General features: G+C 46.5%; 21 protein-coding genes and 1 pseudogene. 10 read left to right on the top strand and 12 right to left on the bottom strand.

Features of this window, described 5'->3' with window-relative positions; translation table 11 throughout:
• The 3 genes and pseudogenes from L696_RS0114785 to L696_RS29595 all read left to right on the top strand — a co-directional run.
• On the top strand, positions 1 to 1,402 hold a 1,402-nt coding region (locus tag L696_RS0114785; RefSeq protein ID WP_025684328.1), incomplete at its 5' end, for a PTS sugar transporter subunit IIABC family protein.
• Positions 1,403 to 1,477: 75 nt separating this feature from the next.
• A complete protein-coding gene (treR, locus tag L696_RS0114790; protein WP_025684329.1) occupies positions 1,478 to 2,230 on the top strand; it encodes a trehalose operon repressor in 753 nt (250 codons plus the stop codon).
• A 282-nt stretch (positions 2,231 to 2,512) separates the two neighbouring features.
• Positions 2,513 to 2,897 (top strand): annotated as a pseudogene (locus L696_RS29595) (serine hydrolase); the annotation flags it as partial.
• Between the two features lie 74 nt (positions 2,898 to 2,971).
• On the opposite strand, the gene L696_RS0114800 reads toward L696_RS29595, so the two are convergent.
• Genes L696_RS0114800 through L696_RS0114810 form a run of 3 tightly spaced genes read right to left on the bottom strand, consistent with a single transcriptional unit; the run spans position 2,972 to position 6,956 of the window.
• Complete coding sequence (locus L696_RS0114800; RefSeq protein ID WP_025684331.1) at positions 2,972 to 4,168, bottom strand: Ger(x)C family spore germination protein; 1,197 nt, start codon at positions 4,166 to 4,168, stop codon at positions 2,972 to 2,974.
• The gene (locus L696_RS0114805; RefSeq protein ID WP_025684332.1) at positions 4,161 to 5,264 is read right to left on the bottom strand and encodes a GerAB/ArcD/ProY family transporter; all 1,104 of its coding nucleotides are present in this window, start codon (positions 5,262 to 5,264) and stop codon (positions 4,161 to 4,163) included. The genes L696_RS0114800 and L696_RS0114805 overlap by 8 nt, the downstream gene beginning before the upstream one ends.
• A gap of 24 nt (positions 5,265 to 5,288) precedes the next feature.
• Positions 5,289 to 6,956 (bottom strand): spore germination protein, encoded by a 1,668-nt coding sequence (locus L696_RS0114810; RefSeq protein ID WP_025684333.1) that lies wholly within the window; start codon positions 6,954 to 6,956, stop codon positions 5,289 to 5,291.
• 335 nt (positions 6,957 to 7,291) lie between these two features.
• Between L696_RS0114810 and nirB the strand changes: the two genes are divergently transcribed.
• Both nirB and nirD read left to right on the top strand, forming a co-directional pair.
• Complete coding sequence (gene nirB, locus L696_RS0114815) at positions 7,292 to 9,721, top strand: nitrite reductase large subunit NirB (RefSeq protein ID WP_025684334.1); 2,430 nt, start codon at positions 7,292 to 7,294, stop codon at positions 9,719 to 9,721.
• 41 nt (positions 9,722 to 9,762) lie between these two features.
• The gene (nirD, locus tag L696_RS0114820) at positions 9,763 to 10,083 is read left to right on the top strand and encodes a nitrite reductase small subunit NirD (protein ID WP_025684335.1); all 321 of its coding nucleotides are present in this window, start codon (positions 9,763 to 9,765) and stop codon (positions 10,081 to 10,083) included.
• A gap of 55 nt (positions 10,084 to 10,138) precedes the next feature.
• On the opposite strand, the gene L696_RS0114825 is transcribed toward nirD, so the two are convergent.
• From L696_RS0114825 to L696_RS0114845, 4 genes are all read right to left on the bottom strand, one after another.
• Positions 10,139 to 11,380, bottom strand: coding sequence for an exosporium glycoprotein BclB-related protein (locus tag L696_RS0114825; protein ID WP_025684336.1), 1,242 nt, complete (start codon positions 11,378 to 11,380; stop codon positions 10,139 to 10,141).
• Between the two features lie 393 nt (positions 11,381 to 11,773).
• On the bottom strand, positions 11,774 to 15,673 hold the full coding sequence (locus L696_RS0114830; protein WP_025684337.1) for an immunoglobulin-like domain-containing protein: 3,900 nt from the start codon (positions 15,671 to 15,673) through the stop codon (positions 11,774 to 11,776).
• Between the two features lie 47 nt (positions 15,674 to 15,720).
• On the bottom strand, positions 15,721 to 16,062 hold the full coding sequence (locus tag L696_RS0114835) for a phage tail protein (protein ID WP_025684338.1): 342 nt from the start codon (positions 16,060 to 16,062) through the stop codon (positions 15,721 to 15,723).
• Between the two features lie 440 nt (positions 16,063 to 16,502).
• The gene (locus L696_RS0114845; RefSeq protein WP_025684340.1) at positions 16,503 to 17,051 is read right to left on the bottom strand and encodes a PadR family transcriptional regulator; all 549 of its coding nucleotides are present in this window, start codon (positions 17,049 to 17,051) and stop codon (positions 16,503 to 16,505) included.
• 167 nt (positions 17,052 to 17,218) lie between these two features.
• Here L696_RS0114845 and L696_RS0114850 point away from each other — a divergent pair, with 167 nt between their 5' ends.
• Complete coding sequence (locus L696_RS0114850; RefSeq protein ID WP_014279672.1) at positions 17,219 to 17,710, top strand: phenolic acid decarboxylase; 492 nt, start codon at positions 17,219 to 17,221, stop codon at positions 17,708 to 17,710.
• A 103-nt stretch (positions 17,711 to 17,813) separates the two neighbouring features.
• Here L696_RS0114850 and L696_RS0114855 read toward each other — a convergent pair whose 3' ends face one another.
• The 3 genes from L696_RS0114855 to L696_RS0114865 form a co-directional block, all read right to left on the bottom strand.
• Entirely contained in the window at positions 17,814 to 18,260 is a 447-nt protein-coding gene (locus L696_RS0114855) for a hypothetical protein (RefSeq protein WP_025684341.1), read from the bottom strand.
• A gap of 223 nt (positions 18,261 to 18,483) precedes the next feature.
• Complete coding sequence (locus L696_RS0114860; RefSeq protein ID WP_025684342.1) at positions 18,484 to 19,992, bottom strand: MFS transporter; 1,509 nt, start codon at positions 19,990 to 19,992, stop codon at positions 18,484 to 18,486.
• Positions 19,989 to 20,186: a hypothetical protein gene (locus L696_RS0114865; RefSeq protein ID WP_025684343.1), complete on the bottom strand. Its 198-nt coding sequence runs from the start codon at positions 20,184 to 20,186 to the stop codon at positions 19,989 to 19,991. Before L696_RS0114865 ends, L696_RS0114860 begins: the two co-directional genes overlap by 4 nt.
• Before the next feature lie 172 nt (positions 20,187 to 20,358).
• Here L696_RS0114865 and L696_RS0114870 point away from each other — a divergent pair, with 172 nt between their 5' ends.
• On the top strand, positions 20,359 to 20,826 hold the full coding sequence (locus L696_RS0114870) for an Lrp/AsnC family transcriptional regulator (protein ID WP_025684344.1): 468 nt from the start codon (positions 20,359 to 20,361) through the stop codon (positions 20,824 to 20,826).
• A gap of 70 nt (positions 20,827 to 20,896) precedes the next feature.
• Here the strand turns inward: L696_RS0114870 and L696_RS0114875 are convergent, their stop codons facing one another.
• Together L696_RS0114875 and L696_RS0114880 are read right to left on the bottom strand one after the other, a co-directional pair.
• A complete protein-coding gene (locus L696_RS0114875; RefSeq protein WP_025684345.1) occupies positions 20,897 to 21,283 on the bottom strand; it encodes a winged helix-turn-helix transcriptional regulator in 387 nt (128 codons plus the stop codon).
• 150 nt (positions 21,284 to 21,433) lie between these two features.
• Complete coding sequence (locus tag L696_RS0114880; RefSeq protein ID WP_025684346.1) at positions 21,434 to 22,777, bottom strand: glycoside hydrolase family 30 protein; 1,344 nt, start codon at positions 22,775 to 22,777, stop codon at positions 21,434 to 21,436.
• Between the two features lie 195 nt (positions 22,778 to 22,972).
• Here L696_RS0114880 and L696_RS0114885 point away from each other — a divergent pair, with 195 nt between their 5' ends.
• From L696_RS0114885 to pssA, 3 genes are read left to right on the top strand one after another with little or no spacing between them, the layout of a single operon-like run.
• Positions 22,973 to 23,653 (top strand): response regulator transcription factor, encoded by a 681-nt coding sequence (locus L696_RS0114885; protein WP_025684347.1) that lies wholly within the window; start codon positions 22,973 to 22,975, stop codon positions 23,651 to 23,653.
• A complete protein-coding gene (locus L696_RS0114890) occupies positions 23,650 to 25,419 on the top strand; it encodes a sensor histidine kinase (protein WP_025684348.1) in 1,770 nt (589 codons plus the stop codon). The genes L696_RS0114885 and L696_RS0114890 overlap by 4 nt, the downstream gene beginning before the upstream one ends.
• Before the next feature lie 24 nt (positions 25,420 to 25,443).
• A complete protein-coding gene (gene pssA, locus L696_RS0114895) occupies positions 25,444 to 25,953 on the top strand; it encodes a CDP-diacylglycerol--serine O-phosphatidyltransferase (RefSeq protein WP_025684349.1) in 510 nt (169 codons plus the stop codon).
• Positions 25,954 to 25,969 lie beyond the last annotated feature (16 nt).

The following is a 25,969-nucleotide window of genomic DNA, read 5'->3' on the forward strand; positions in this document are numbered from 1 at the left end:
ACTCGGGATTGTGCTGGGTCTGATTCTCGTTCATCCGGATCTACTAAGTGCATACAGTTATGCGGATGCGGTGACAAAGGGAACCGTTCCGGTCTGGAATCTGTTTGGCTGGGATGTGAACAAGATCGGTTACCAAGGCCAGGTGTTACCGGTTTTAGTATCCGCTTACGTTCTCGCACAAATTGAAAAATTCCTCAATAAAAAAATAGCCGATTCATTTAAGCTGCTACTCGTTGCACCGATCACATTATTAGTTACCGGATTTCTTGCATTCACGGTGATCGGACCGCTTACTTTTATGATTGGCAATGCGATTACATCGGGTATTGTATACGTTTTCAATTTGGCCCCTGCTTTGGGAGGACTGATTTATGGAGGATTTTACGCTTTGCTTGTTATAACAGGAATGCACCATACTTTTCTGGCGGTGGACGTGCAATTAATCGGTACACAAGGCGGGACGTTCCTGTGGCCCATGCTGGCGCTGTCCAATATCGCTCAAGGTGCCGGAGCACTGGCAATGATGCTGGTTTTAAAAGAGCAAAAGGGGAAAGGGTTGGCCTTTACCTCTTCCGTGTCTGCTTTTCTGGGGATAACCGAGCCTGCCATATTCGGGGTGAATATCCGATATAAATATCCGTTTGTTTTCGGAATGATAGGTTCTGGTATGGCAGGTATACTGCTCACTGTAAATCATGTGATGGCTTCTTCCATTGGTGTGGGAGGAATTCCAGGCTTCTTGTCTATTTTCCCAAGCGATTGGGGCGTATTCTTCATCGGAATGGCGATTGTACTGATTGTACCGTTCACCTTAACTGTGATGTACGGAAGAATACTAAATAAACGCCGTCAGGATTCAGCTACACCCGCTAACGGTCCCATACACAATAACGCGAGCCACCAGAATGCTGCGCTCGATGTGCTTGAAGTCAAGACTCCAGTATTGGGGCATGTAGTGTCATTGGAGCAGGTTCCTGATCCGGCTTTTGCCGGACGGCAGATGGGGCAAGGGATTGCAGTGAAGCCGGAAGCGGGTCAAATTGTTGCTCCTTTCAGCGGAAAAGTCATTCACATCATGATGAAAAGCAAGCATGCCTTGATTTTGGAGCATTCGACAGGTGTACAGATTCTGGTGCATGTAGGGGTCAACACGGTATCAATGAAGGGCGAAGGATTCACCATACATGTGGAGACGGGGCAAACCGTAGAGCAAGGGCAGCTGTTGATGGAATTTGACCGTGATCTCATTCGGGAATCTGGATATCCAATCATCACACCGATAATTGTGCCGGATGGTCAGAGTATGGTCAAATCGGTTGAGGAGCTGCCGGGTGAGGCGGACGATTTGCAGTATACCTTAATGAAAATTCATTTGAATTCGTTGTCAGACCATACGGATTAATTCCAAGTGATCCCCCCAGTCTATTTTAGTAACCAGGCTCGTGAAAGAATGCTACAATATACTTGGTGATGAAAATTGACAAAGAATATATTTTTGCAAATTTATCAGGAGTATTCTGAACGGATTCAGACAGGCGAGTTGGCCCCGGGCACGAAAATGCCTTCTGAAAACGAACTGGCTCGCGAGTATAATACTTCGCGCGAGACCGTTCGCAAGGCACTTCACTTGCTTGCACAAAATGGGTACATCCATAAAATAAAAGCCAAGGGATCTTTTGTACTGGATATTGGGCGAATGGATTTTCCAATAGGGGGACTGGTCAGTTTTAAAGAGATGTCTGAGCGAATTGGGCGTAAATCACGTACGATTGTGCATGAAAATCAACTGATCCCAGTTCCGAAGGACATTGCCAGCCATCTTGAGATTGACATACACCGGTGTCTTGTCTGGAAGGTCATTCGCGCACGTGAGATTGAGGGTGAATGCGTTATACTGGACAAAGATTACTTTCGATCAGACATTGTACCGGTGCTAACCCGGGAAATTAGCAGTGGTTCCATCTACGAATATCTGGAGGGAGAGCTTAAGCTTCAAATCAGCTATGCCAAAAAAGTCGTTTCCGTAGAAGAGGCAGCCGAAGAAGATCGTAGGCTGATGGACCTCCAAAGCTATACCCACGTGGTCGTAGTACGTAATTATGTTTATCTGGAAGACACCACGTTGTTCCAGTATACCGAGTCGCGGCACCGCCTGGACAAATTCCAATTTGTCGACTTTGCCCGACGTTCCCACGGTGAAGACAAGAGGGCAGATTTTTTTCAGGAATAGCTCCATCCATAGTCAAGAAACCCTGTCTTCTGGAGACAAGGGTTTCTTTTTTTCACTTGGATGCAACGGTTGAGCAGCTTGTATTCTAGCATTTGAGGGATTTGAATTTGCGTTTTATCCAAAAGCTATGTATGGAATATTAGAATAATGTATACTGTTTGAACTATAATTTCATGCTACATACCATGGGAATGAGGTGTATGTTATTTATGTATAGAGTGGCTATCTGCGATGATGAGCACAAGCAAAGAGAGCTTGTTAAAAATATGCTGCGTCACCTTGATGAATGCCGTTGAGATTCCTGTTATGAGTGGAAGAGATGCATTTGATTTAAATTTTTATTCCAAGGATGGCTCGGAGTATTTAACCATAGATGGACAGTCCTACATCAGTGAAGATGCTGTTCAACCTATCCTTGGAGGGAAATCAGTGAACACCATACCATCGAATGGCCAAGCCAACATGGTTCAAAATAGACAAAAGCTCAGCCAATAAGACGATGACCGTTGATTTTCCAAAAAGCGGAGGGTTCGCTGTCTATGATAAAAACGGAGTAGTTGTACATTTTTCAACTGCCAGCAATCACAATTCGGTTGTACTGCCCAAGGGTGGCTTGATCGTTTTGGGTGGCGATGCAGGGAATGTATTTAAAATCAATTTGAATTAAGCGTGTAGCCGCTTCTGAAAATTTGCCAGATGTTCTCCCTTAGTAATTTGCTAAGCTTTAACCGAGGGAGAACTTTATTCAGCAGATGAGCCTAAATCCGTAATGGATAACTTAATATCGAAGGTTACTGGTACTTTACTGAATTTATAATCCCAATCGTCCTTTACTTTTTTCCATACTCGAGGTTGTTCAATATATAAGTGTTCGCCAAAACCGGCAACATCGACTTTATATTCTGACTGTAATTTGTGCATAACAGACTTAATCCTGCGAGTCACTTCTTTTTCAAACTCTTTCTCAGCCTCTTTCATGTTTCGTGTCTCAGTTGGGTCCACTTTCTCATCCCAGTTTTCGATGAAGCGTCCTTTGGATTCAATTTTTACGTGAAACGAGATATCGTTGCCCTCGGTCACCTTAGTTGTTATTTTGCTTTTCACCGATTTGATTTCGTAAGTTATGGCTTTATTCCGCTTGTCATACGTTTTGACAGCTCCCCCCTCAACATCCCCTTTAATCCATCCAATACTCTCCACATCTTGTTGTCCCAAACTACCGATCCAGTGCCCCGTTTCTCCTTTAATAATGCCGGCCCCTGAAAATTCTAATTCTCCATCTGATTCAGTAATGCTTTGTAATATATAGCTTTTTTTGGAATGCATCAACCCATTTAATTCAGACAAATTGACTCCCTTCATTACCTTACTGGTTCTGAAATGGTTACGAAGCATATACAGAATATGAATGGATGGGATCTCGTCCTCATATTTGGTAACTAAAGTGTTAGCTGCTCGTTCCTTGCTTAAGAAGACCAAACAACTCGGGCGAATATCATTATCACGTAGCACAAAATCCATTAATTGCTGCATCGTCTGTTCTTTCGCCAAATCGGTGGAAACCACCATGACCTTTAGATGGTGACCAATAACCGGGCGATCCAAACGGAGAGAGAGTTGCCGGAAGATTTCAAACAAAGAATCCCCGGTGCCAGCTATATTGATATAGTTTCGCCCTTGTCCACCGCCGCCTTGTTGCTCTGTGCTTCCGGATGATTTTTTGGGGACGATTTGTACGTTGGCGGTAATTTTATTTTTCTTGAAGTAACGGTCGCCTTTCTTCTCCAGATCCTGCTCCAATGGAGTGGGCTCCCCCTTATCCAGAGCCAGTCCTGTATATATGCTTAGTTCCTCTACTTCTTTGCTGCTCCAACAGCCGACTTGAGTCACCAGAAGAATGAAGGCAAGCAGCAATGATAGGACAGGTCGTCTACACATTTTGCTTCATTCCCTTCTTCCTGATCATGAAAATGATGGAGAGAAGTACCGGAATCAGAAAAAACAAAATGATTGCCATGTATTCGACCGCACCGCTCAGGCTAAACACGTCCATCATACTAATAGGAGTCATTGTGGAGATAAAGATAATCGGAATTAAGCCAAAAATCGCATAACGATATTTAAGACCGAATACCTGTGAGACCCCTAAGGATGCATTGAAGAAAAAACTACAAAAATTACAAAACATTTGCATCATCCAGATCACCAGCAGCGGAAACTCAAGCCGTTCAAAAAGAAATCCGGGGATTTCAAAACTGCGCATTAAATTAATGGTGGGCCAAGTACTTGTCACAGTGGAGTCCATCGATAACCCACCGATCACCATAACTACGGTCAGAAAGTACAAAACCCAAGGGATACTGATCCCCACTACCATAGCCTTAAATGCTTTTTCAGGGTGCTGCAAAAAAGCGACCAGTGTCATGACGACTTCGCATCCAGTGAAAACAAGAACAGTCGATTTTAGTCCCTTGATGACAGGTAAAATCCCCTCACTCAATACGGGACGAAGATGATCAATTTCAAAAATTCTTAGGCTAAATACAAAACAGAGCAGCAGAAAGAAGAGACTGATCGGAAGTACAATCTGGTATAGCCGAGCGATGGGATTAATACCTCCAAAAACCAGGTAACTCCCTACCCAGATAAATGGAATCACAATCGCCCAAATAGGTGTGCCTTCAAGCAGAAAAAACATCGTCACTTCAGCTAAAACCCGAATCTCAAGGCCAGCGATGATTACAAAATATATAATCAATAATACACTTAAAAATCCTCCCGGAATCGTGCCCACAATTCTTCTGGAATATTGATATACGGTCTTTCCGGGAAACTGTTGACTTAATTTCACCATGAGCCAGACGACTAACATGACAATACATCCACCGACGAGGACAGAAAGCCATGCATCAGGAGTCTGTACCTTTTCAGTTACATTTCTCGGCAGTATCAAAATCCCCGCCCCCAATACGGTATTGGTCAGGAATACAGCGGCCTGCTTAGTTGTGATCTTATCATCAGAGCGTGTAAACACATTAGCTCCTCCTTCATCTTGGCATCATGGTCTGCGTTTTTTTTGCTGAGTTTTCATCATAACAGGTCTTCGTTTCATCATAGATATAGGAGCCCGAATGTACACATCCTTCCAGTCGCTTAGACGCATGGGGGAAAAGGGGGTTACGTACGGCACACCAAAGCTCTTCAATTTCGTCAGATGGATACAAATTAACAGAAAGAACAATATGGTTCCGAACATGCCCAGGATGGCTGCAAATAGCATGCCGGCAAAACGCAAAATTCGCAAGGTAATGCCCGCACTATATGTCGGTATCGAAAACGAAGAAATCGCAGTAACCGAAACCACAATTACCAGGAAAGGGCTAACGATACCCGCATTTACAGCAGCGTCTCCGATGACCAAGCCTCCCACAATACCCATCGCAGGACCAATGGGTTTGGGCAAGCGAATGCCGGCTTCCCGTAGGATTTCGATAGAGATTTCCAGAATCATGACCTCTATGACAGAGGGGAAAGGGACGCCTTGGCGTGTTTCGATGATGCTAATGACCAGCTTGGTTGGAATCAAACCGGGATGAAACGATATAAAAGAGATATATAAAGCAGGCCCCATAAGCGCTATAAACGCTCCGCTAAATCGCAGCAGACGTAAAAGTGTTCCTGGAATCCAGCGCTCATAATAGTCCTCGGGTGATTGAAGCAGCATACTGAAGGTCACCGGAACAATAAGTGCAAAGGGAGTTCCATCCAGCAAAATGGCTATTCTTCCTTCCAACAAAGCGTTAATAACACGGTCGGGGCGCTCTGTGTTGTGAGCCTGCTGGAATGGACTTAAATAATTGTCTTCAATAAGTTGTTCCACATAACCGGATTCAGCCAAAAAATCCATGTCTATTTTTGAAATTCTGCGGGTTACTTCTTCAAGGAGATCCAGATTCACAATATCCTTTATATACGCGACAACCAGATCTTTTTTGATTCGACTTCCCACTTGGAATTTCTTCATTTCCAGACTTTTGTTTAAGCCTTGGCGTCGAAGCATTGAAGTATTTTCACTTAATACCTCCGTAAAACCGATTCGGGGGCCCCGAAGTAATGCTTCTGAGGTGGGTTCATTCACTGATCGTACGGCGCCGTTAGGAGACCCGACCAGCAGTGCTTCCTTCATTCCTTCAATCAATAGCGCGGTATGGCCTAAAAGTATAGACTCCTGCAGGTCCTCCATATCAGCAACTTCACTAACTTGCGTAAGTGGCATCAAGCTATCTTTTATAAAAGAGTTACTTATACCTTCCTGCTGTTCCTGTTGGCCCTCAAACATCAAGACCTGCAATACCTGCTTGTTCATAAGCTCTTCATCCTGCATACCTTCTATGAAGATTAACACGGACCGTGCATGAAATTTCTTCACCATAAACTCACGAAAATGCACATCACTATTCTCGCCTATAGCCTCTTGGATCGATTTCAAGTCGGCATCATAATCCCCTGTCATTTTGGGGCCTGTTTCCTGCTGCTCAGTGTGAGCTTTGTGATCTTGATTCCCAGACCGACCGTCAGGAGAATGCTTGGAGTGCGCCCCTTTGCTACCCACAAGTGAGTAAATCGAGGTGTTTATATAATAAATCCCTAATGGAACAATCAACGCGAGGCTTGCCTGAAATAATGTAACCCAGCTAGGAATAAAAGGTATTATTTTAGACCACATGATGATGCCCTCCCCCCAAACGATTCCATTCATTTCCCGTAGAATAACAGGGTGTGTATAAAGTATTCCTTGTAATGAATTAATTTACACATCAAATGTGAAATGCGGCTGTGTTGCTGATTTATAGGGAGTTCATAAATTGAAAAAGGGATCACTGGTAATCCCTTGAATTTGAATAGGGAAATCCCTCGATATTAATGATTTTAACTATATCGTGATCGAAATCACATATAACCCAAACCGCTATATTAAAATAGAAGCATAAGCAATATTTATAGGAACGTAGGAGAGGTCGTCGGTAGGAAATGTCGTCGAATGAATGGAGGAACCGGTATATGATAAACAGTAAACAGAAGCTTGTGGTTATAGGGAACGGAATGGCTGGTATCAATACGGTCGAGCAAATTTTAAAATTAACGGATAAATATGAAATTACGGTCCTTGGAAATGAGCCACATCCGAACTATAACAGGATCATGCTCTCTTATGTTCTGGAGGGCAGCAAAACCATTGAGGATATCATATTGAACGATTTGCAATGGTACGAGGACCAAGGTATTACTTTATATACTGGGAAAATGGTGCGGAGCATCGATGGTGAAAGAAAGAGGATTTACACCGAAGACGGACTTGAAATTAATTACGATGTAGCTTTGGTGGCTACTGGCTCCCAGTCGTTTATTTTGCCTATTCCGGGAAAGGAATTGCCGGGAGTCATCGGTTTTCGAGATATCGCCGATTGCTCGGCAATGCTTGAGGCGGCGAAAACCTATAAAAAGGCAGCGGTCATTGGTGGAGGGCTGTTGGGACTGGAAGCGGCTAAAGGCTTGGTCAACCTCGGTATGGACGTAACGGTCGTTCATTTGATGGAGGATTTGATGGAGCGTCAGCTTGACCGTGAAGCCTCTGCGATGCTGAAAGCAGAATTGGAACGTCAGGGAATCAAGTTTGCCATGCAAATGCAAACTGCAGAGGTGTACGGTCAGGATCGGGTACAGGGACTGCGGTTTTCGGACGGAAGCAAACTGGAAGCGGATTTAGTCGTTATGGCCGTTGGGATCAAACCAAATATTCAGGTGGCTGTGCAAAGTGGTATAGAAACGAAACGTGGAATTGTAGTCGATGACTTGATGAGGACCTCTATGCCGGATGTATATGCTGTAGGGGAGTGTGCTGAACACCGCGGGATTTGTTACGGCCTGGTTGCTCCGTTGTTTGAACAGGGAAGTATCATTGCCAAGCATTTGGCAGGTGCAGACACTGAAGGCTATATGGGATCAGTGGTTTCCACCAAGCTCAAAATTTCAGGGGTGGACGTTTTCTCGGCTGGCGATTTCATGACCCAGCCTGAACATTCGGTGATTGTAGCAAAGGATGAGTGGAAGCGCACATACAAAAAAGTGCTGCTTCGTGATAACCAGATTGTTGGAGCTGTACTGTTCGGAGATGTGACCGAATCTGCTAGCCTCCAGAAATATGTGCGGCAGCAAACGTTGATGACGGATGAAATTTATGGACAGATCATGGGTACTGGGTGTGGTAAAGGCGGTGCTAAAACGTCATCCGCTGAAACTATGGCTGATGATGAAATTGTCTGCGGCTGCAACGGTGTGACCAAAAAGGCAATTGTCGATGCGATTAATGAAAACGGACTGACCACAGTCGATGAAATTAAAGCATGCACCGGAGCCACACGTTCCTGTGGAGGGTGTAAGCCGGTTGTTGAACAAATTCTTCAGTATGTTCTTGGAGACAGCTTCAAGACGACAGCCAAACAAGGAATATGTGGCTGCACAACATTAAACCGGGACGAGATTGTTGAAGCTATCCGAACCAAAGGGCTTACAACAACGCGTGAAGTTATGAATGTACTTGGTTGGCATAATGATGAAGGATGCTCCAAGTGCCGTCCGGCGCTGAATTATTATTTGGGGATGATTAACCCGGATAGCTATGAAAACGAGGAAGATTCCCGTTTTGTGAATGAGCGATTGCACGCGAACATTCAAAAGGATGGAACGTTTACAGTTGTTCCAAGAATGTACGGCGGTGTAACGACCCCAGAAGATTTGAAGAAAATAGCTGATGTTTCTCTTAAATACAACGTTAAAGTCGTTAAAGTAACAGGAGGGCAGCGCCTAGACCTGATTGGTGTCCGTAAAGAGGATTTGCCTAAAGTATGGGAAGAACTCGATATGCCGTCGGGATATGCCTACGCGAAATCACTGCGTACAGTTAAAACCTGTGTTGGATCGCAATTCTGCCGTTTTGGCACACAGGACTCGATGGGAATGGGAGAAGTTCTGGAACGGAAATTCGAAAGACTGGATTTTCCAGCAAAATTCAAATTAGGGGTTAATGGGTGTCCACGCAACTGTGCAGAATCGTGTACGAAAGATATCGGAATCGTAGGCAATGATGGAGGCTGGGAGATCTTTATCGGTGGAAATGGCGGTATAAAAGCGCGGTTGGCTGATTCGTTTTGCAAAGTGAAGACGGACGCTGAATTGATTGATATTGTGGGAAGCGTGATGCAGCTGTACCGGGAAACAGGCCAATATCTGGAACGTACTTCGGAATGGGTTGAACGGATCGGACTTGAAGAGATTCGGAAGGCTGTCGTTCACGATATAGATAATCGCAAGGCTTTAATAGAACGGATTGAATTTGCGCTGCAACAGGTTGAAGACCCATGGAAAAAGATCATCAACGATGCTGATTCGCGCAAAAATTTATTTGAAGTAGTTACACCGTCTGTTGTGTGAATGTATTTAAATCATGCCTAGAGAAGGGAGCAATCAAGCGAATGATCAAGCATGCCGAGTGGCTTATCGTCGGTCACAGTAAGGATTTCCCAACTAGAATTGGGCGGACGATTCAGTTGGATGATAAGGAAATCGCAGTTTTCCGCACTTCGGAGAACAAGCTTTATGCTGTTGAAAATTCCAGCCCGCATCCTAAAGGAGGGCCGCTTACCGAAGCGATGGTATCCGGTCATTACATTTATGACCCGCTATGTGATTGGAAGATTGATTTGGAGACGGGGATGGTTCAAGAGCCTGATACTGGACAAGTCAAAACATTCGACATTCGGGAAGACGGAGAAAAAGTGAAAATATCACTTTAATGCAATAAAAAAGGCTCGGCAGGAACAAGTCCTGCTGAGCTTTTTTCTTCTTGGATCAGGTAATGGTAATACCTGCGCTCGCATAACCCACAACAGTGTTCACAAGGGAAATTCCTGTAGCTGTCGCGGAGAAGACCAGAAGCAGACGGGTCTGCGCGGTTACCGGTATAGTCAATCCGGTGGTGATACCACTGGAAATTGTACCCAGGGGAACGATGCCTGTCAGTGGTGGAGCTAGTGTAACTATAGCTCCGGGAACCGCTGTAAAGGTGTTATTAGGTGTTGTGGAACTAAACAACTGGGCAGTAATCGTTGAGGATGAACCTACTAGAGCAAGCGCAGCTGTTGTACTAAAATATCCGGCAATGGATGTAATTACGCCATCCCGTGGAACGGAGAAAGCAAAGTTGATCAGCGGTCCGACAACTGTACCCGTCAGATCAATGACGCCTCCTAAAACACTGACCCCTGTGGCTGAGCTTCCGAAGCCGATCAAACTCGTTGTTCCTACTAACCCGCCAGCAATGGTTGTCAAAATCGCAGGTCCGCCAGAAGCAAACGGAATGATCGCTCCCGAACCGGTGGCTCCAGTAACGCCTGTAATACCCGTTACACCTGTAGCCCCAGTGGCTCCAGCAGCCCCGGCGGCGCCTACTGGCCCAGCGGCTCCGATAGGGCCAGCGGCTCCGATAGGCCCGGCGGCCCCGGCAGGCCCAGCAGCTCCGACAGGCCCAGCAGGTCCAACTGGACCTTGTGGTCCTGCCGCACCCACTGGTCCTGGTCCACCGACAGGACCTGGCGCACCGCCCGGCCCAACAGGTCCGGCAGGCCCATGTGGCCCGGGTGTGCCTGACGTGCCTCCCAATGCAATACTGATAGCCGTCCCGGCACTTCTTATAGCACTGATCAAACTGTCTTTAAGGGCAGGGTCAATGGGTTCCTGCAAAATGATAGACAACAAGATATCGAGTAGTTGTTGCAATGTGGTTCCAACGCCGATCGGAGAGAAAGGGGTGGCTTCCGACGCTACGATAGCCAGTTCCAACGCCGCCAGTAAATCTGCTTTAACGGGACCTCTAAGTTTTAAGATATTCGCCAGAGCTAATAACCGGCGTAAAATCTGTTGCAATGAAGATACATTAGCCGCAGAGGGATTAGCGAAAACGAGCGGGATGATCGCGATTAATTCCTGAATCAGCTTGAGAAGTTCTTCCATTTCTCTGCTAACTTTAGGTGGTTTGCAATCCTCTTCTTTTTTTGAAGCACCACTGAACCTGAACGGTTTTCTGTGTTTCATGTTCAAATATCTCCTCCTCACATTTCTCCCTACTGTAGAGGTGACAAGTGGATCATCGCCCCGTTTTGCAGATATTAACAATATATTTACTGAAGCTAAAAGGGTGAATCACCACACAAGAATTATTATTGGAGGCTTGTACATAAGCTTTAATATCGATTTTCTGTATTTCCAAACCGGGCGTTGACCAGTGTTGCCATTTCCGCAGGCATAGTGCCCAAACGCAGTAAACCACTTAAGGCGTGCTTCCGATTTTCTGATTCCAGCAGCATGACACGCAAGCTTAGTCCATATCATTCATAAACAAAGCGCGGTCTCCGAATAACTCGGAAACCGCGCTGTTTTTGGGAATAATCCAATAATATATCTAAATCTAGGGCTACTTAGTCAGTCTTACTTGAAAATACGTACCAGCAGTTCAGCCAGCTCACCTCTGCTAATGGCTGCCTTTGGTTTGAGCGTTCCATCAGGATATCCACTGACCCAACCGGAGGAAACAGCCTTTTCGAAGGCTGAGGAAGCCCATGTAGCAATCTGCTGTTCATCCTTATAGGATTGCAATTTGGCCGTGCCTGAAGCAGATGCCTTATCCTCTATCGCATGTGACAGGATCACCATTGCCTGTTCACGGGTAAGACGTTCATCGGGGCCGAATGTCTGAGCATTTAACCCTTCAATCCATCCCTGACGATGAGCGGCATCCACGGCTGGTGCAGCCCAGTGCCCTTTCATATCTGTAAATGAGGTAGGCACACTCTCATCTCCAGTGGTTCCCAACGCTCTGGTCAGTATGGATACAAATTCTGCGCGGCTTACCGCACGCTCTGGACGCATGTTGCCATCTTTGTAGCCTTGCATCCAGCCTTTGACTGCCAGCGATTGCAGGGATTTCGCCGCCCAATGGCCTTGGACATCCGGCCATACCGGAGCTGTGCCTTGCGAACTTGCTGAATTTGCTGTGCCGTCCTGCACGTTTGTATTATCGGACGGAGATTTGGTATCAGTAGAAACAGCAATCGCAAAGGTACTAAACCGGGTCGTATCGAAACCCACAGCCGACAGATTTCCTTTGGAATCCCTCACTGCCGTACCTTTCAGAATCTCATGCTCTCCATTGTCATGAATAACGAGAATAGAAAACTGGGGTTCCTTGCCCTGCAATTCACGGATGGATTCGGCATCCAGTGGCAGAACGATATGCGATGTACCTGTAACGTTAGCCTTGATTTCCGCAGACGCACCGATCAGCTTCAGATTGGATTGTTGTCCGGCCCAATCGCGTATTTGCTGTGCATGTTGTGCATCTGCCTGCTGGAATGACAACGTAACGTCCTGCTGACCTGAGGCCATGTCGGTTAAGGTATGACTGGATAGCATCAGTGTTCCATATTGGGATATGACCGAGGCTCCGATGGTATCCCATTTATTCAGCGAAGAAAGGGGAAGAATAACCTGACTAATATTCTTTTCCTGCTCCAGATGAATATCCGCGTAAGCCTTGCCTTCCAAACGGGCCTGATTGATTTGTCCATCCAGAAATGCAGTAGAAGGAATATGGAGGACGACTGCTTTTCCTTGTTCAGAAAATCCAGGCTGCTGTTGGATAACAGCGTTGTTATGGTCCTCGTCTTTTTTATTAGAATTGCCAGTGTCCACAATGACCTTTGCGGGAACGGTTACTTCAATTGGCTGTGTCAGGGCATGAGAACCATCGCTTACCTTGGTGACCTCCAGTATCACAGTAACCGCCGTTTGGGTTCCTGCCGGGAAGATAGCCCCATCTGTGCGAATTATATCCGGCTGGCTAGTGCTGCTGATGACCAGGCGGAAGCCTTCGGGTACAGCAGGCAGCTTGAGCAGGGTATCACTCGCAGTAGGTGCTGCCAGGCTTGTGATGGAATCGGCTACACGTTGGGCGGTTAATCCCTGTGCATACACTAATTTGGAGGGAGCACTTTCCAAACCATTCACGATCTGTAGCACATAGTAGCTGACTCCTTCAGGAACAGGTGTAAATACATATTTCCCTTCTCCAGAAGCGGTTCCTTGCGCAATCAGCTCCTGCTGGGCACTGTACAGCTCAAGCCGTGCGCCCGGCCAAGCGCCTGTAACGGTCACCGAGGCGGTAGCGTCATTGCCTGCTGCGGCTTCAATAGCACGGGGCAGCACGTTTATGTGGCGTTCGGCTGGCTCAGCCGACCAACCTGAATTATCGTTATAAGCATAGTTCAATACGTATACACCGGGCGTATTCGTATCCACGTTGCCGATACCTGTTAGTTCAGGTACCAGAATATTACCGTACACGCTGTCCAGCACGCTGGCTCCCGGATCGGTGAAGCTGCTGCCAGCTTCCAGTATGATCGGGTTGTTGCCGTTCAAACGTACATAGGGTGTATTCGGTAACGCCTTCAATACTGTGATTATGAATGTTCTTTGTACAGAGGTTGGGCCTTTGGATATAGTTGCTATTAATTGTACATTTACATCACCGTCTATAAACTTCGGCCGATTTACTTGACCCGTACTGCTGAGAACATCCGGTTGATCCGAAGACCAATCAATACGTGTGTCGAATGCTCCTGTATTGGGCAAAGTGATGGAATCCTTAATCCCCTGTGGGTAATCCAGTTTCAGGGTATTTGCTGCCAAATTCACTGCTTCATCTGCACTTACGGGCAGTGCGGGCACGAGCAGGCTGAATGTTTTTCGAAGTTCAACTCCGCCTCTTGTCAGAACAGCTTCCAGCGTAATAGTTTGATCGCCCTGCACATAGCTCGGGAACGTGACATGACCGTTGTGATCCAGAAACTCGGGGTGATTCGAAGTCCACGATACCTCAACGCCGTTTAGGCCTTCTTTCGGCAAATATACGTCTCCGGTTACGGGGGTTAAGGGCACATCAAGTGCCACGTAAGCTGCGTTTACAGCTTCAATATCGTTCATCGGCAGACTGAGCACATGTGCAGTGAAGTTCTTAGTTTTCGTTAAGCCTTCGAGATGCAGGACAGCCATCAGGGTAACATCTGTATTTCCATTAATGTAGGAGGGTCTGCTGAGTGTTCCATCTGGTGCAATAACAAGTGGATTGGCAGAGGACCATTCGATCTGGGTACCACCATAGCCGGACAGAGGAAGAGACAAATTTTCTTTCACCGCAGACAAATCGCCCAGTGACAGGCTATCTGCTGCCTGATCCAGTGTATCTTGTGCAGCTACCTTCAATACGGTAACCTCAAAAGTTTGGGTATCCGAAGCGGTTCCCTTTGTAATCGTCGCGGTCAGCTTTACTTTCCGATCACCCGAATCGTAGCGCGGGCGTGTGACAGCGCCCTCATTGCTGATGACATCCGGGGTATCCGAACTCCAGCTTACCGTTGTATCGTTCAATCCGGTCAGCGGCAGTGTCAGCCGTTGTGATACCGCAGCAGCTGAATCTCCTGATGCAAAGCCTGGAGCCAGTGCAGCTTTGGCCTGTGCAACATATTCAGCATCGGTCAGAATATTCACCGTGACCTCTACGGGAGCACTTTCGCCCTTTACATTCACAGCCTGAAGGCTGTAAAGAGCTGCACCGGGAGGTAATGGCGAAGAATCTGTGAATTGGGTTAAGGGTCCTGTATACAAGGTGACACCATTTCGGATGACCTTGTATGAAGTCGCATAAGGAACGGCATCCCAGCTCAATTCCGCCGTATTTCCTTTTTGGGTTCCTGTAAAATGACCTGGAGCCTGTGGAACGGGCAATCTTTCCCCATAAGCTTCAAATTCCATAACAGAAGCCCATTGGTTGTTTCTCGCATTTCCTTGATCAATATACAGACGCAAGTATCGTGCAGTCACCGGGGAAATGCTTCGGCTAAAATGAGCGTCAGCGTTATTTTGAACAGTATCGGAGGTAACCCAATTCGTTCCATCACTGCTCGTTTGCAGTCGGAAACTGTAAGGATCACGCTGATCCTGCCATCCATTAATGATCCCCATACCTGCTACACCGTAACGATCCACGATATACCAGTCTCCCAGATTTACCTGAAGCCATTTTTCACCATTGCTGGCTTGATACCAGCGACTGGTGGGCTCATAAGAGCCGTCCACTGCTTTGGCGGGGTCATAGGGTTGGCTATAGCCGCTTGATGTTACGGGTTTGTTGAGTACTACATTTTCCGAGCCAGCAGCATGAGCTTCATTCGTCCCTATGAGTAGAACCGCACCGCCGAGGATAGGCAGCAGTGGAATCAGCAAATGATAGGGTTTTATTTTGTTGCGTGTGAAGTTATTGCCTTCGAGCACGCGATCACCTCTTCTTTAGAAAAATAGCATAGCGCTTTGAACACTCATTAGTCACGAGGTGGGAATGTACCTTGAGTTGAAATGTAGTAATCCACATTCGGCATCGGGGAGGCTCCACGCAGGTCAGGTAAAGCAAAGGTGGTTGTTCCATTGCCACCGAAATTACTGCCTAGCAGAGAGAATAACGGCTGATTCTGTGAAATAGATAAGACTTGGCCTTCGCATTTTAGCCATCCACTAGGAGCGAAAGTGTAAGGATACATCGTAATTTCTCCAAGATAAGGCATATCCGCGGCTTGTGCCTGCTTGGGACTTACCGCGGTCCCTCCAACCAAAATGACCGCTAACAAACTCAACACAGCGGCTTTCTTCCAAAAATGATTCTTCATACCTACAGCTCCTTTTAAATTCGAATAATGGACAATAAATTCAGTGAAATTGCGACATTAGTCATAGAATGAATAGATATTATCATGGATTTAGGCTTTTTACATCGCTAGGCATCTATCAAATCAACCATTTTATTCCTTTTATTAGATGAGAATTTTATCCCACCAAGTAAGTATTCCTTGAAGGGAATATTCCTTGTTATGTCTCGAATGTGCAGGTGAAGGGGGAAAGGACCTGTGGAAAGCTATCGTAACAGCTGTTCTACTGATAGGTTGTCTGCTGACGGGCTGCTGGAGCAGTAGACCGGTGGAAGATCTGAATCTGGAGACGGGTATTGCACTGGATATCATTTTGATGTGTTACCAAAAAACCTTTAACATCATCAATTTTGTGGTGTTAAAGGTTTTTTATATTTCATATCACTTTTTCATATTGGAGCCTAATCAAACAACGGCAGCGTTTCTTCCAACCAGATAATATAGCTTTCCTCCCGATTGATAGCACGACTCAGCACCAGATAATGTCCGAATTGTTCAGAGCCGGGGGATTGAAGGTTTTCGTCCAGCAGTCGGAGTGCGGTCTTACTTTCGTATAAATACTCCAGCTTTTCTTTACGTTTGGCAATCTGATCCTCGAACAATCGCTTGTTCTCTTCCTTGGAGATGGCTGCTGAAAAATACAGCATAAGCATAAACTCATCCTTTTCTGTTTCTGGTAAATCTTTGGGACTCAGTAGCCATTCGGTCAGCTCCTGGGTTCCCTTGGGCGTGATGCAGTATAGCTTCTTTTCGAGCTTGGCTCCTGTAATGGAGGTGCGATATTCGATTAACCCCTCTTCGGTCAGCCTTTTGAGCTCAGGATAAATCTGACTGTGCTTGGCGCTCCAAAATTGCCCGATTTCCTTCTTGAATTGGCTCGTAATATCGTAGCCGCTCATTTCCTCTTTGTGAATTAGGCCCAGAATGGCATATTTTAATGTACGTTTCAACGTAGCTCTCCTCGTAAAACGGTATTTGACACTAGTATACCATAGTGCTACAATTTATATGTAATTAAAAACATGTTTAAATTTACATGTTTAAGATTCAATGTTTATTATTTTTGGCATGATGTTCAAATTCATGAAAACTCATAATACAGAAAGAAGGATGCAAGATGGACAAGTTTATCGGCAGTCATATGATCTACACCTACGAGAATGGTTGGGAATACGAAATATATATTAAAAATGAAGATACCATCGACTATCGCATTCATAGCGGCATGGTAGGCGGACGTTGGGTTCGTGACCAGAAGGTCAACCTAGTGAAGCTGGTGGAGAATGTGTACAAGGTATCGTGGACTGAACCGACAGGTACGGACGTTTCCCTGAACTTTATGCCAGAGGAAAAACGGATGCACGGCATTATTTTCTTCCCTAAATGGGTTCATGAGCATCCCGAAATCACTGTACGCTATCAAAACGATTTTATTCCGCTGATGGAAGAATCGCGTGAAAAATACGAAACCTATCCTAAATATGTTGTCCCTGAATTTGCAGATATTACATTCATTGAAAATGCGGGTGTAAACAACGAAAAATTGATTTCTCAAGCGCCATACGCAGGTATGACAGACGATATTCGTGCAGGTAAGCTGCAAGCATAATCAAACATTTGCTGATGGGTGTAAAGCCTGGGTCTGTGATAAGCAGTCTCAGGCTTTTTTGTGCTGATTGGAGAGAGGGTAGGGATTAATCTGTGAGCGGGATTTAGAATGAATAGTAGACCAGACCATGCTCGATCAGATAAGAACGGCTAATCCGAGGTTTGACGATGGGCGTTGCAGGGGAGAGACTTTGCAGGTTCACGTGGGTGGTCAGATCGGATAAGGCGGACAGAGCCAGCTCTGCTTTGACAGTTCCCCAGTTGTCAGCGTGGTGCTGAATATATTGGTGAGCCTCGGTAAAGGATAGACCCTTGAGCAAGGTGAACACGGAAGCCCATCGGACGAGGTCGAAGCTTCCTTTGATTTCAGGCAGCTCATATTCTGCCCGGCCTTGAGCATCGTTACACGACATGGTGAGCAAGCCACAGCAGGGGTGTTGATCATGTTTAGAGTCTGGAAATTGACGATAGTCGTACTGAATGATTGCCATGGAACCAATGCGTAATTGGGTTGCTTTGGACGTTTTGGGCTGGGCAAGCGTCATGCTCATGCTAGAATGGCCTCCTTCGATTCACCGTAAATAGGGATGGGAGAATCATACGTCACAGCGGATGTAATGTAAATCACGCACAGGGGCTCAAAATAAGGATAAGTAACGAAAACCGACTTTTAATACTCATGAAAACGGATACTTGCATCCGTTTCTTTTATTATCTTGCCGATAGTCCTTTATATTGAAAAAAAGACAACCCCGGATTTCCCCGGGATTGTCATTATGCTCTCTTAGGTCCAAAAATCATAAAACTGATCGCGGCTAGAACCCAGACACCAATACCGCCGTAGAGCATTATCAAGCCAAAGCCGTGCACAAGCGCTGCATGGACGACGGCTCCAGACGCATCCAGAGAGGAGAGTTCTGGCAAACTCTCAGTATTTCCGGCGGCTATTTTTTCGGCCACAGACCGCAATTGCACTGCATTGAGAGTCCCGGAAAGGGCACCCTTCAAATAAGATAGAATACCTTCCTGCAAGATGAATCCCATCACAGCGATGTTGATGGCTAGACTGATAAATCTGGCACTCGTTTCTATACCGGAAGCCATGCCTGCACGGGCACTCGGAACAGAGCCGGTGGTCGTGTTGGTCACAGGCGTGTTGGTTAAGCCAAGCCCAATACCAGCCAACAAGGAGCCAGGGAGCATGGTTAACCAACTGGCGTGATCGCTGCCGCTGCCATATTTCATCAAAATGAAGCCCATACCGAGGATGAACAGACCTGATGGAATGACTATACGCGGCTGATAGCGGAGCGAAAAACGCTCTGCCAGAGGCGGAATTAACAAGGTGGGCAGCGCATAAGCCAAGAGAGACAGCCCGGCGGCTACGATGCCGTAACCTAGGCCACTCTGGAAATAGATCGGCAGATAGATCATGAACGGCCAGAAACTGAAGTTCATGCCGATGGAGCCAAGGAGAGCGCCGGAGAAATTACGTATCTTGAATACGGAAAAGTCAAACATCGGATGGGCGCTGAGCTTTTCCGCAAATAGAAAAACAATGAAACTTATTGCTACTGCAACAAGGATGCTGATGGATGCTCTGCTGGTAAGGCCGAGTTCCGGCCCTTGCGTGATAAAGTATGCAAGGCCAAAAACTGTCAACGAAAGCGTGATGATGCCGATAATGTCCAGCTTTTTCACCTGCGGATCTCTGGACTCCTCTATGCCACCGAAAACAAGAATCAAAGTGAGGATGGTCAACGGAACGTGGACCAGGAAAACCCAATGCCAGTTCAACACGGCCACGATCATGCCGCCGATGATAGGTCCAAAACCGAGGCCGATACCGAACACGATCCCCCATATGCCAAAGGCCTTGCTACGTTCTTGTCCTTCCTGAAACCGATGTGAAAGAATTGCTACCTGGCAAATCTGCATCGCACCAGCACCCACCCCTTGAAGAAACCGACTGATGATCAGAACCGATGTGTTTTGCGCCAAGCCACAAATCAAGGATGTAATACCGAACAAGACGAGGCTGATAATAAAAATACGCCTCCTTCCATACCGGTCAGCCAGCGTTCCAACAGCCATCAGAACTGTGGCACATGCAATGGTGTAAGCGTTCATAATCCATTGCATATCCTTAAGATCGCCATGCAATACTTTTTCCAGAGTTGGCAGTATCACTGGCACACTGGAAATTTCGAGGCCGAACATCAATGCGGACAAACATATAGCAGCCAATGCAATTATATTTTTGCGGGAGAAGGAGAGGCTCACTGAGAGGTCCCTCCAGACTTTTGTTCACGGTCTGGACATCCGGCAGCGCAACTATAATATTGCGCCTCATTAAGCGCAACTCGTACACCAGCACCAACCAGCCTTTTTTCGTCAATTGTACGATTAATAGCCTCTTCAATATGTACTTCTAAATCTGCTACTGTTCCTACCTTATTCAAAACGTATTTGCTCAAGAGCAGCCATCCTCTCTATCTTTTCATGTTTGGTTCACCTTATCGATGTGATTTTAATTATATAATCTAAATCACTCATTTTACATAACGCAATCAATCCATTATGATGATTATACAAAGTAATTAAATGAATTTATCATAAAAACGTTAAATTTAAAGGAGAGCATTCAAAGTGGATCATATAGACAAACAAATCCTCTTTTATCTTCAAAGTCAGGCAAGAATTTCAATGACGGAGCTAGGGAAATGCGTGGGTTTGTCCCAACCTGCTGTAACAGAACGAGTTAAACGAATGGAAGAAAAAGGGGTTATCAAGGAGTATCGCACTATCATCTCTCCTGAAAAAATAGGAAAGGATACGGCAGCCTATATATTGTTTCGAACTAGAGATTGCCATGCATTTCTTGATTTTGTCCATACATCTCCACATGTTGCCGAGTGCCACCGTATAAGCGGAGAACACAGTTATTTATTAAAAGTAGTGACCGGCTCGACGCGCACCCTCGAAGAGTTTAGCAATCAGTGTGATAAGTATGGAACCTACACGAGCCTGATTGTCATGTCGTCACCGATTGATCATAGACTTCTCATTCATTCTCTGGAAGAAGCAAGTGGAGCTGCTCATTCAGAAAAAGATTAAGAATGAAAAAAAAGACACCACCGAGTATCCCCGGGTGTGTCTTTATCTTAAAAATATATAGTTAAGCTGATTAAACGGGCGTTACGTCCTGAATCGCTTCATCTTTCCAAATCACGTTCTCGCGATAGTTTGATCCCCAATTGTACATCGCTCTCAGTACCGGAATCAGGCTTTCGCCATGCTCAGTCAGTGAGTATTCCACATGCGGAGGGACGACAGGGTAGACCTTACGAAGAATGAGCTTATCCTCCTCCAGCTCGCGCAGCTGGTTAGTCAGCATTTTTTGTGTAATGTGGGGGATCAGCTTTTTCAGTTCACCGAACCGTTTGGTGCCTTCCAAGCCGAGATGCCATAAAATAATCAGCTTCCATTTTCCGCCGATGACGGCGAGGGTCAATTCCTTATCACAATTAATCAGCTTCAAATCAATCCGGTCTTTTACAGTAGTGATGTTCATCAACCTCCTGTCCGTAGTTACTCCAAGTATACTGTTTATGACTACTATACGCAAAAGGGGATACATCCATTTTGGAAACTAACCATACTTTTGGATACGGATGGGCTGGTCAGCGGCGCGTAAAGTTATGTGTTTGGAAAGCTACGACGGTTAAGAAGGAATGACGATGGTGTTAAATGATTCCGGCTCCAGCTCGAAATGATGCGTAGCCTCTCCAGCGGACAGATTCAGCACACGCGATTCGTGGAATGGATTGGCAATGACCACTATCGTTTGTCCGTCAGCATTGCGGAAAGCGACGGCATTTCCCGTCCATGATCCACGGAGTCCAATGCGTCTCGCACCCGGCAATACAAAATGAGAAAAGTGCTTCATCACGTAATATTCCGGGTTCAGGATACGCTTACGATCTGCCGGGTCAACGGTGATCATCGAATTTTGCTCCCATCCCCATGTGCTCTTGCCTTTCGGCTCCAAAACCATGTTCCAGTAAATATAAGCATTCACGCCATTGGTGAAGTAGTGCTGGTACAGGTTATATACATATTTGGCGTAGTCCCAGGAATTTTCTCCGTTCCCGCACTCATTTTCTGTCTGCATGTAACGAAGCTCGGGATAGCTGGCTATGGTGCGCTGGATGGCGTTTTTGCCTGCCCACTGATAGCCCACGCCTTTAATATATTTGTAGGCCTCCGGGTCACTCAGCACGGTATGGGCATATTCATCGAAACCGGTCGAAGTCTTCTTCATTAATTCTTCCCACGGATCGGGGGCGTTAATGGTACCCAGCCAAATTTCCGTATCTAGTCCGTGTTCCTCGAAGGCAGGGCCTAAATAGTCGCGAATAAATTCGCGAAGCTGTTCACCAGTCCATACACAGGAAGGAAATTTTTGATCGGCAATGACTTCATTTTGAACATGGACCTGATGAATCGTAATGCCTGCCTCACGGTAAGCCTGCACAAATTTGACGAAGTATAATGCATACGCTTTCAAAATATCCTTTTCCCAGCGCAATGTGCCGTAATTGTAAGCCTTGGGCGATTTCATCCATGTCGGCGGGCTCCAGGGTGAAGCGAACAGCTTCAAGTCCGGGTTAAGTTGTAACGCTTCCCGAATGAAAGGAATGAGATACTGCTGATCACGCTCGATGGAAAAATGCCTCATCTCCACGTCGCCATCCATTTCATTATGACTGTACCATTCCAGCGCGTAGTCACTGGCTCCAATAGGGAGTCGGCAAATCGTGAATTTGTGCTCGCCCTCCGGATGGAAGAGAGAATGAAGCACCTGCTCCCGTTCGTCGCTCTCCAAATGGTTTAAGGCTACATAGCCCAGTTCATTAAAACAGCCGCCAAAGCCTTCGACGAGCTGATACGCTTCCCCCGTAATGGTCAGGTTGGCAGGCTCTTGGGTTTTGCTAGGATGATGAGATCGGGATTGCCAAGCTTTAGCTTTGGAAGTGGAAAACCACTGAATGGTCTGATTGCTCATATATTACCCTCCTGTTAACGCTTTTTGTATCTCTTCTTATTATAGGGTAGGATCATAGGAGATGAGATGGTCTGAGCCAAGACAAATTTGCCCTAATCCAAGGTAGATTCTGCTGATAAGAGGTGCCAAGAACACATAAAGAACACATGTCTTTGGTATGCTGTTGTCCTAGAATGACCGAAAGAGGGAAGTCGATTGAATAAAAGGGTTCTTCTCGTGGAGGATGAAATACGTATCCGTGAAGTCATTGCGGATTATTTTAAGCAGAATAATTGGGAAGTCTATGAAGCAGGCAATGGAAAAGATGCGCTAATCTGGTTTGATTCGGTGCAGCCCGACCTGATCATACTCGATATTATGATGCCAGAGCTGGATGGTTGGGAGGTATGCCGTCAGGTTCGCAGCCGTTCCGGGGTGCCGATCATTTTGCTGACCGCCAAATCCGGTGAAGATGATAAAATATTGGGCTTTGAGCTGGGAGCAGATGACTACGTTACCAAGCCTTTTAGCCCCAAGGTGCTGATCGCCCGCGCGAACGCGCTGATGAAACGGGTGGAGGGCCATGTGCTGCCTGAGTCGCATGTCCTGCGGTTCGGCACGGCCATTCTCAATACGATGGCTCATCGGCTTGAGGTGGATCAGGCGGAAGTCGAGCTGACGCCCAAGGAGTATGAGCTGCTACGGTTGCTTATACATAACAAAGGTATGGTCATTTCACGGGATGCGATACTTAGCCGGGTGTGGGGGATCGACTTTGAAGGAGACACGCGGGTCGTGGATACGCATATCAAAAAGCTGAGAAGCAAGCTGGGCCGTGAATCACGCCATATCCGGACCGTTTTTGGTACAGGCTACAGGTTTGAGGAGGAAGAATGAACAAACGGGGAGTTACCTTTAAGTTGTTCATTATGACCGTTGTATTTTTTCTTTGTTTTTACGGGATGGTGATTTTAAGTCAATTTCTGTTTTTTGAAAAATTTTATCAGCAACAGAAGATTGGTCGTGTAGAAAGCCGTTTGCAAAGCTTCGGTCAAAGCTATGTCAATGAGGCTTGGGGATCGGGCAGGGTTTCGCGAGAGGCAGCTCGCTTTATGCTTCAGAATAAGAACCAGCTGGCGATTGTAACGCCGGACGGCAAAGTCAAGCTGGATGACCCGTTCCATATCAATCTCAGAAAAGCAGACGGACAGATCGTTAAAATATCGTTATCTCTGTTTATGAACCAGTTCGGAGATGAGCTGAGAGCGGCCCGGATTCAGCCGGGTGACACGTTAACCGTTGAAGGTGAAGTGTTGGAATCCGACGGTATCTCTTCCGTCAATTTCATTTATCCGTCGGGCATTCAAAAGCCAGGCTCCAAACATATAGGAACGACATCGGAAGAGATGAGCACAGAGGGCAGTGTAAGGTTGTCTGGTACGGTGACAGAAATTGTGCTGCCGGATCTGAAAACCTGGAGCCAGCGGCAAGGACTGCTGTTTAGTGCGCTGGAGGAATGGTTTCCTTTGTCGCAGACCCATTTGGAGAAGCTCAAGAATTTTGAAGTGCTGGAGGAAGAGTGGACGGAGCCTTGGACGGGTGTGCGTAATGCGGTCATTGTCTATCCTGTGCGACAAAGCACCGGAGAGATCGACCTGCTGTTCACAGTGACATCGTTGCAGGAAATCAGCGAGACGAATGAAGCTCTGCGCTGGTTCTATCTGTACCTGGGCATCGGGGGTTTTGCCCTGATTCTTATTTTGTCCTTGTTCTATTCCCGAATGGTGACCCGTCCGCTCATTGCCTTGAACAATACTGCCAAACGGATGGCTAAGCTTGATTTTACAGCCCATACACCGATTCGGCAAAATGATGAACTGGGCAGCCTGTCCTACAGCATGTATACCCTGTCCCAGAACCTGGACACCGCTTTGCGCGAGCTTCAGGAGGCTAACCAGCAACTGGTTGAGGACATGGAGCAGAAACAGAGGATGGAGGCTGTGCAGCAGGACTTTTTTGCCAACGCCTCTCATGAGCTGAAGACCCCGCTTAGTATTGTTAAAGGCTTCGCAGAAGGGCTGCAGGATGGCGTTAGTGCCGGGAAGCAGGACCACTATATCAAGGTGATTGTGGAGGAAGCGGACAAAATGGAGCGACTGGTCAAGGATATGCTGGACCTCGCCAAGCTGGAATCCGGTACCCTCAAGCTTCGCAAAACGACCTTTATACTGAGCGAGCTGGTGGAGGAAGTCGTGGACAAGCTGTTCCATCTGTTAAAGGAAAAGCATCTGGAAGTGGTCATTATCCCTGCTAATGAGCTGCCGATTCACGCCGATGCCGGATGGCTGGAGCAAGTGATTTTCAACTTCGTCATGAATGCCATCCGGCATGCCGAGGAAGGAAGTTCGATTACGATCTGTATCGAAGGCTCCGGGGAAATCAATACCTTTTCCATTGAAAATAAAGGGGAAACGATTCCCGACGATCAGCTGGAGCAAATTTGGGAACGCTTTTACCGGGCCGAGCTTTCACGCAGCCGTCAGACAGGGGGAACTGGACTGGGACTGTCGATCGTCAAACGGATTTTAGATTTGCACGATTTCCGCTATATGGCGGAGAATACCAAGGATGGCGTTCGTTTTGTCGTCATATTCGAAGGTTAAGCTATGGCAAAGGAGTCAAGCAGTATGAAATGGAATTGGTTGCCCTCACTATGCACGATTGCAAATCTGGGGGCAGGGGTACTATCCCTGTTTTACACGATTCATGAACAATATACGACCGCTTTTATTCTGATTATAGTGGCTGCCTTGTGGGATGTGCTGGACGGTTTGCTGGCAAGGCTGCTGCATTGCTCCAGTGAATTTGGCAAGCAGCTCGATTCGCTGGCGGATGTAGTCTCATTTGGCGTTGCCCCTGCTTTCTTGACCTTGTTCTACCAACTGGGAGGTACACATTGGATGGGGCCGCTTGTGGCTGTTTTGTTTGTGATATGCGGTGCGGTAAGGTTGGCAAGATTCAATCTGTTGGCTTTTAGTAAAGGCTTCGTAGGCATGCCCATTACGGCTGCGGGTGTGATTTTGTCCTTTATGTTTTTATGGAGTGAGCATTTGCGACCCGAATTATTGCTTGGGCTCATGGTAGTGCTGTCTTTCCTGATGGTTAGTCGTATTCCGTTCCCGTCCTTCAAAAAATAACCGATCAGGAGGTGGC

Origin of the sequence: Paenibacillus maysiensis, from assembly GCF_000520815.1 — a bacterium.
In the GTDB taxonomy this organism is placed as follows: domain Bacteria; phylum Bacillota; class Bacilli; order Paenibacillales; family Paenibacillaceae; genus Paenibacillus; species Paenibacillus maysiensis.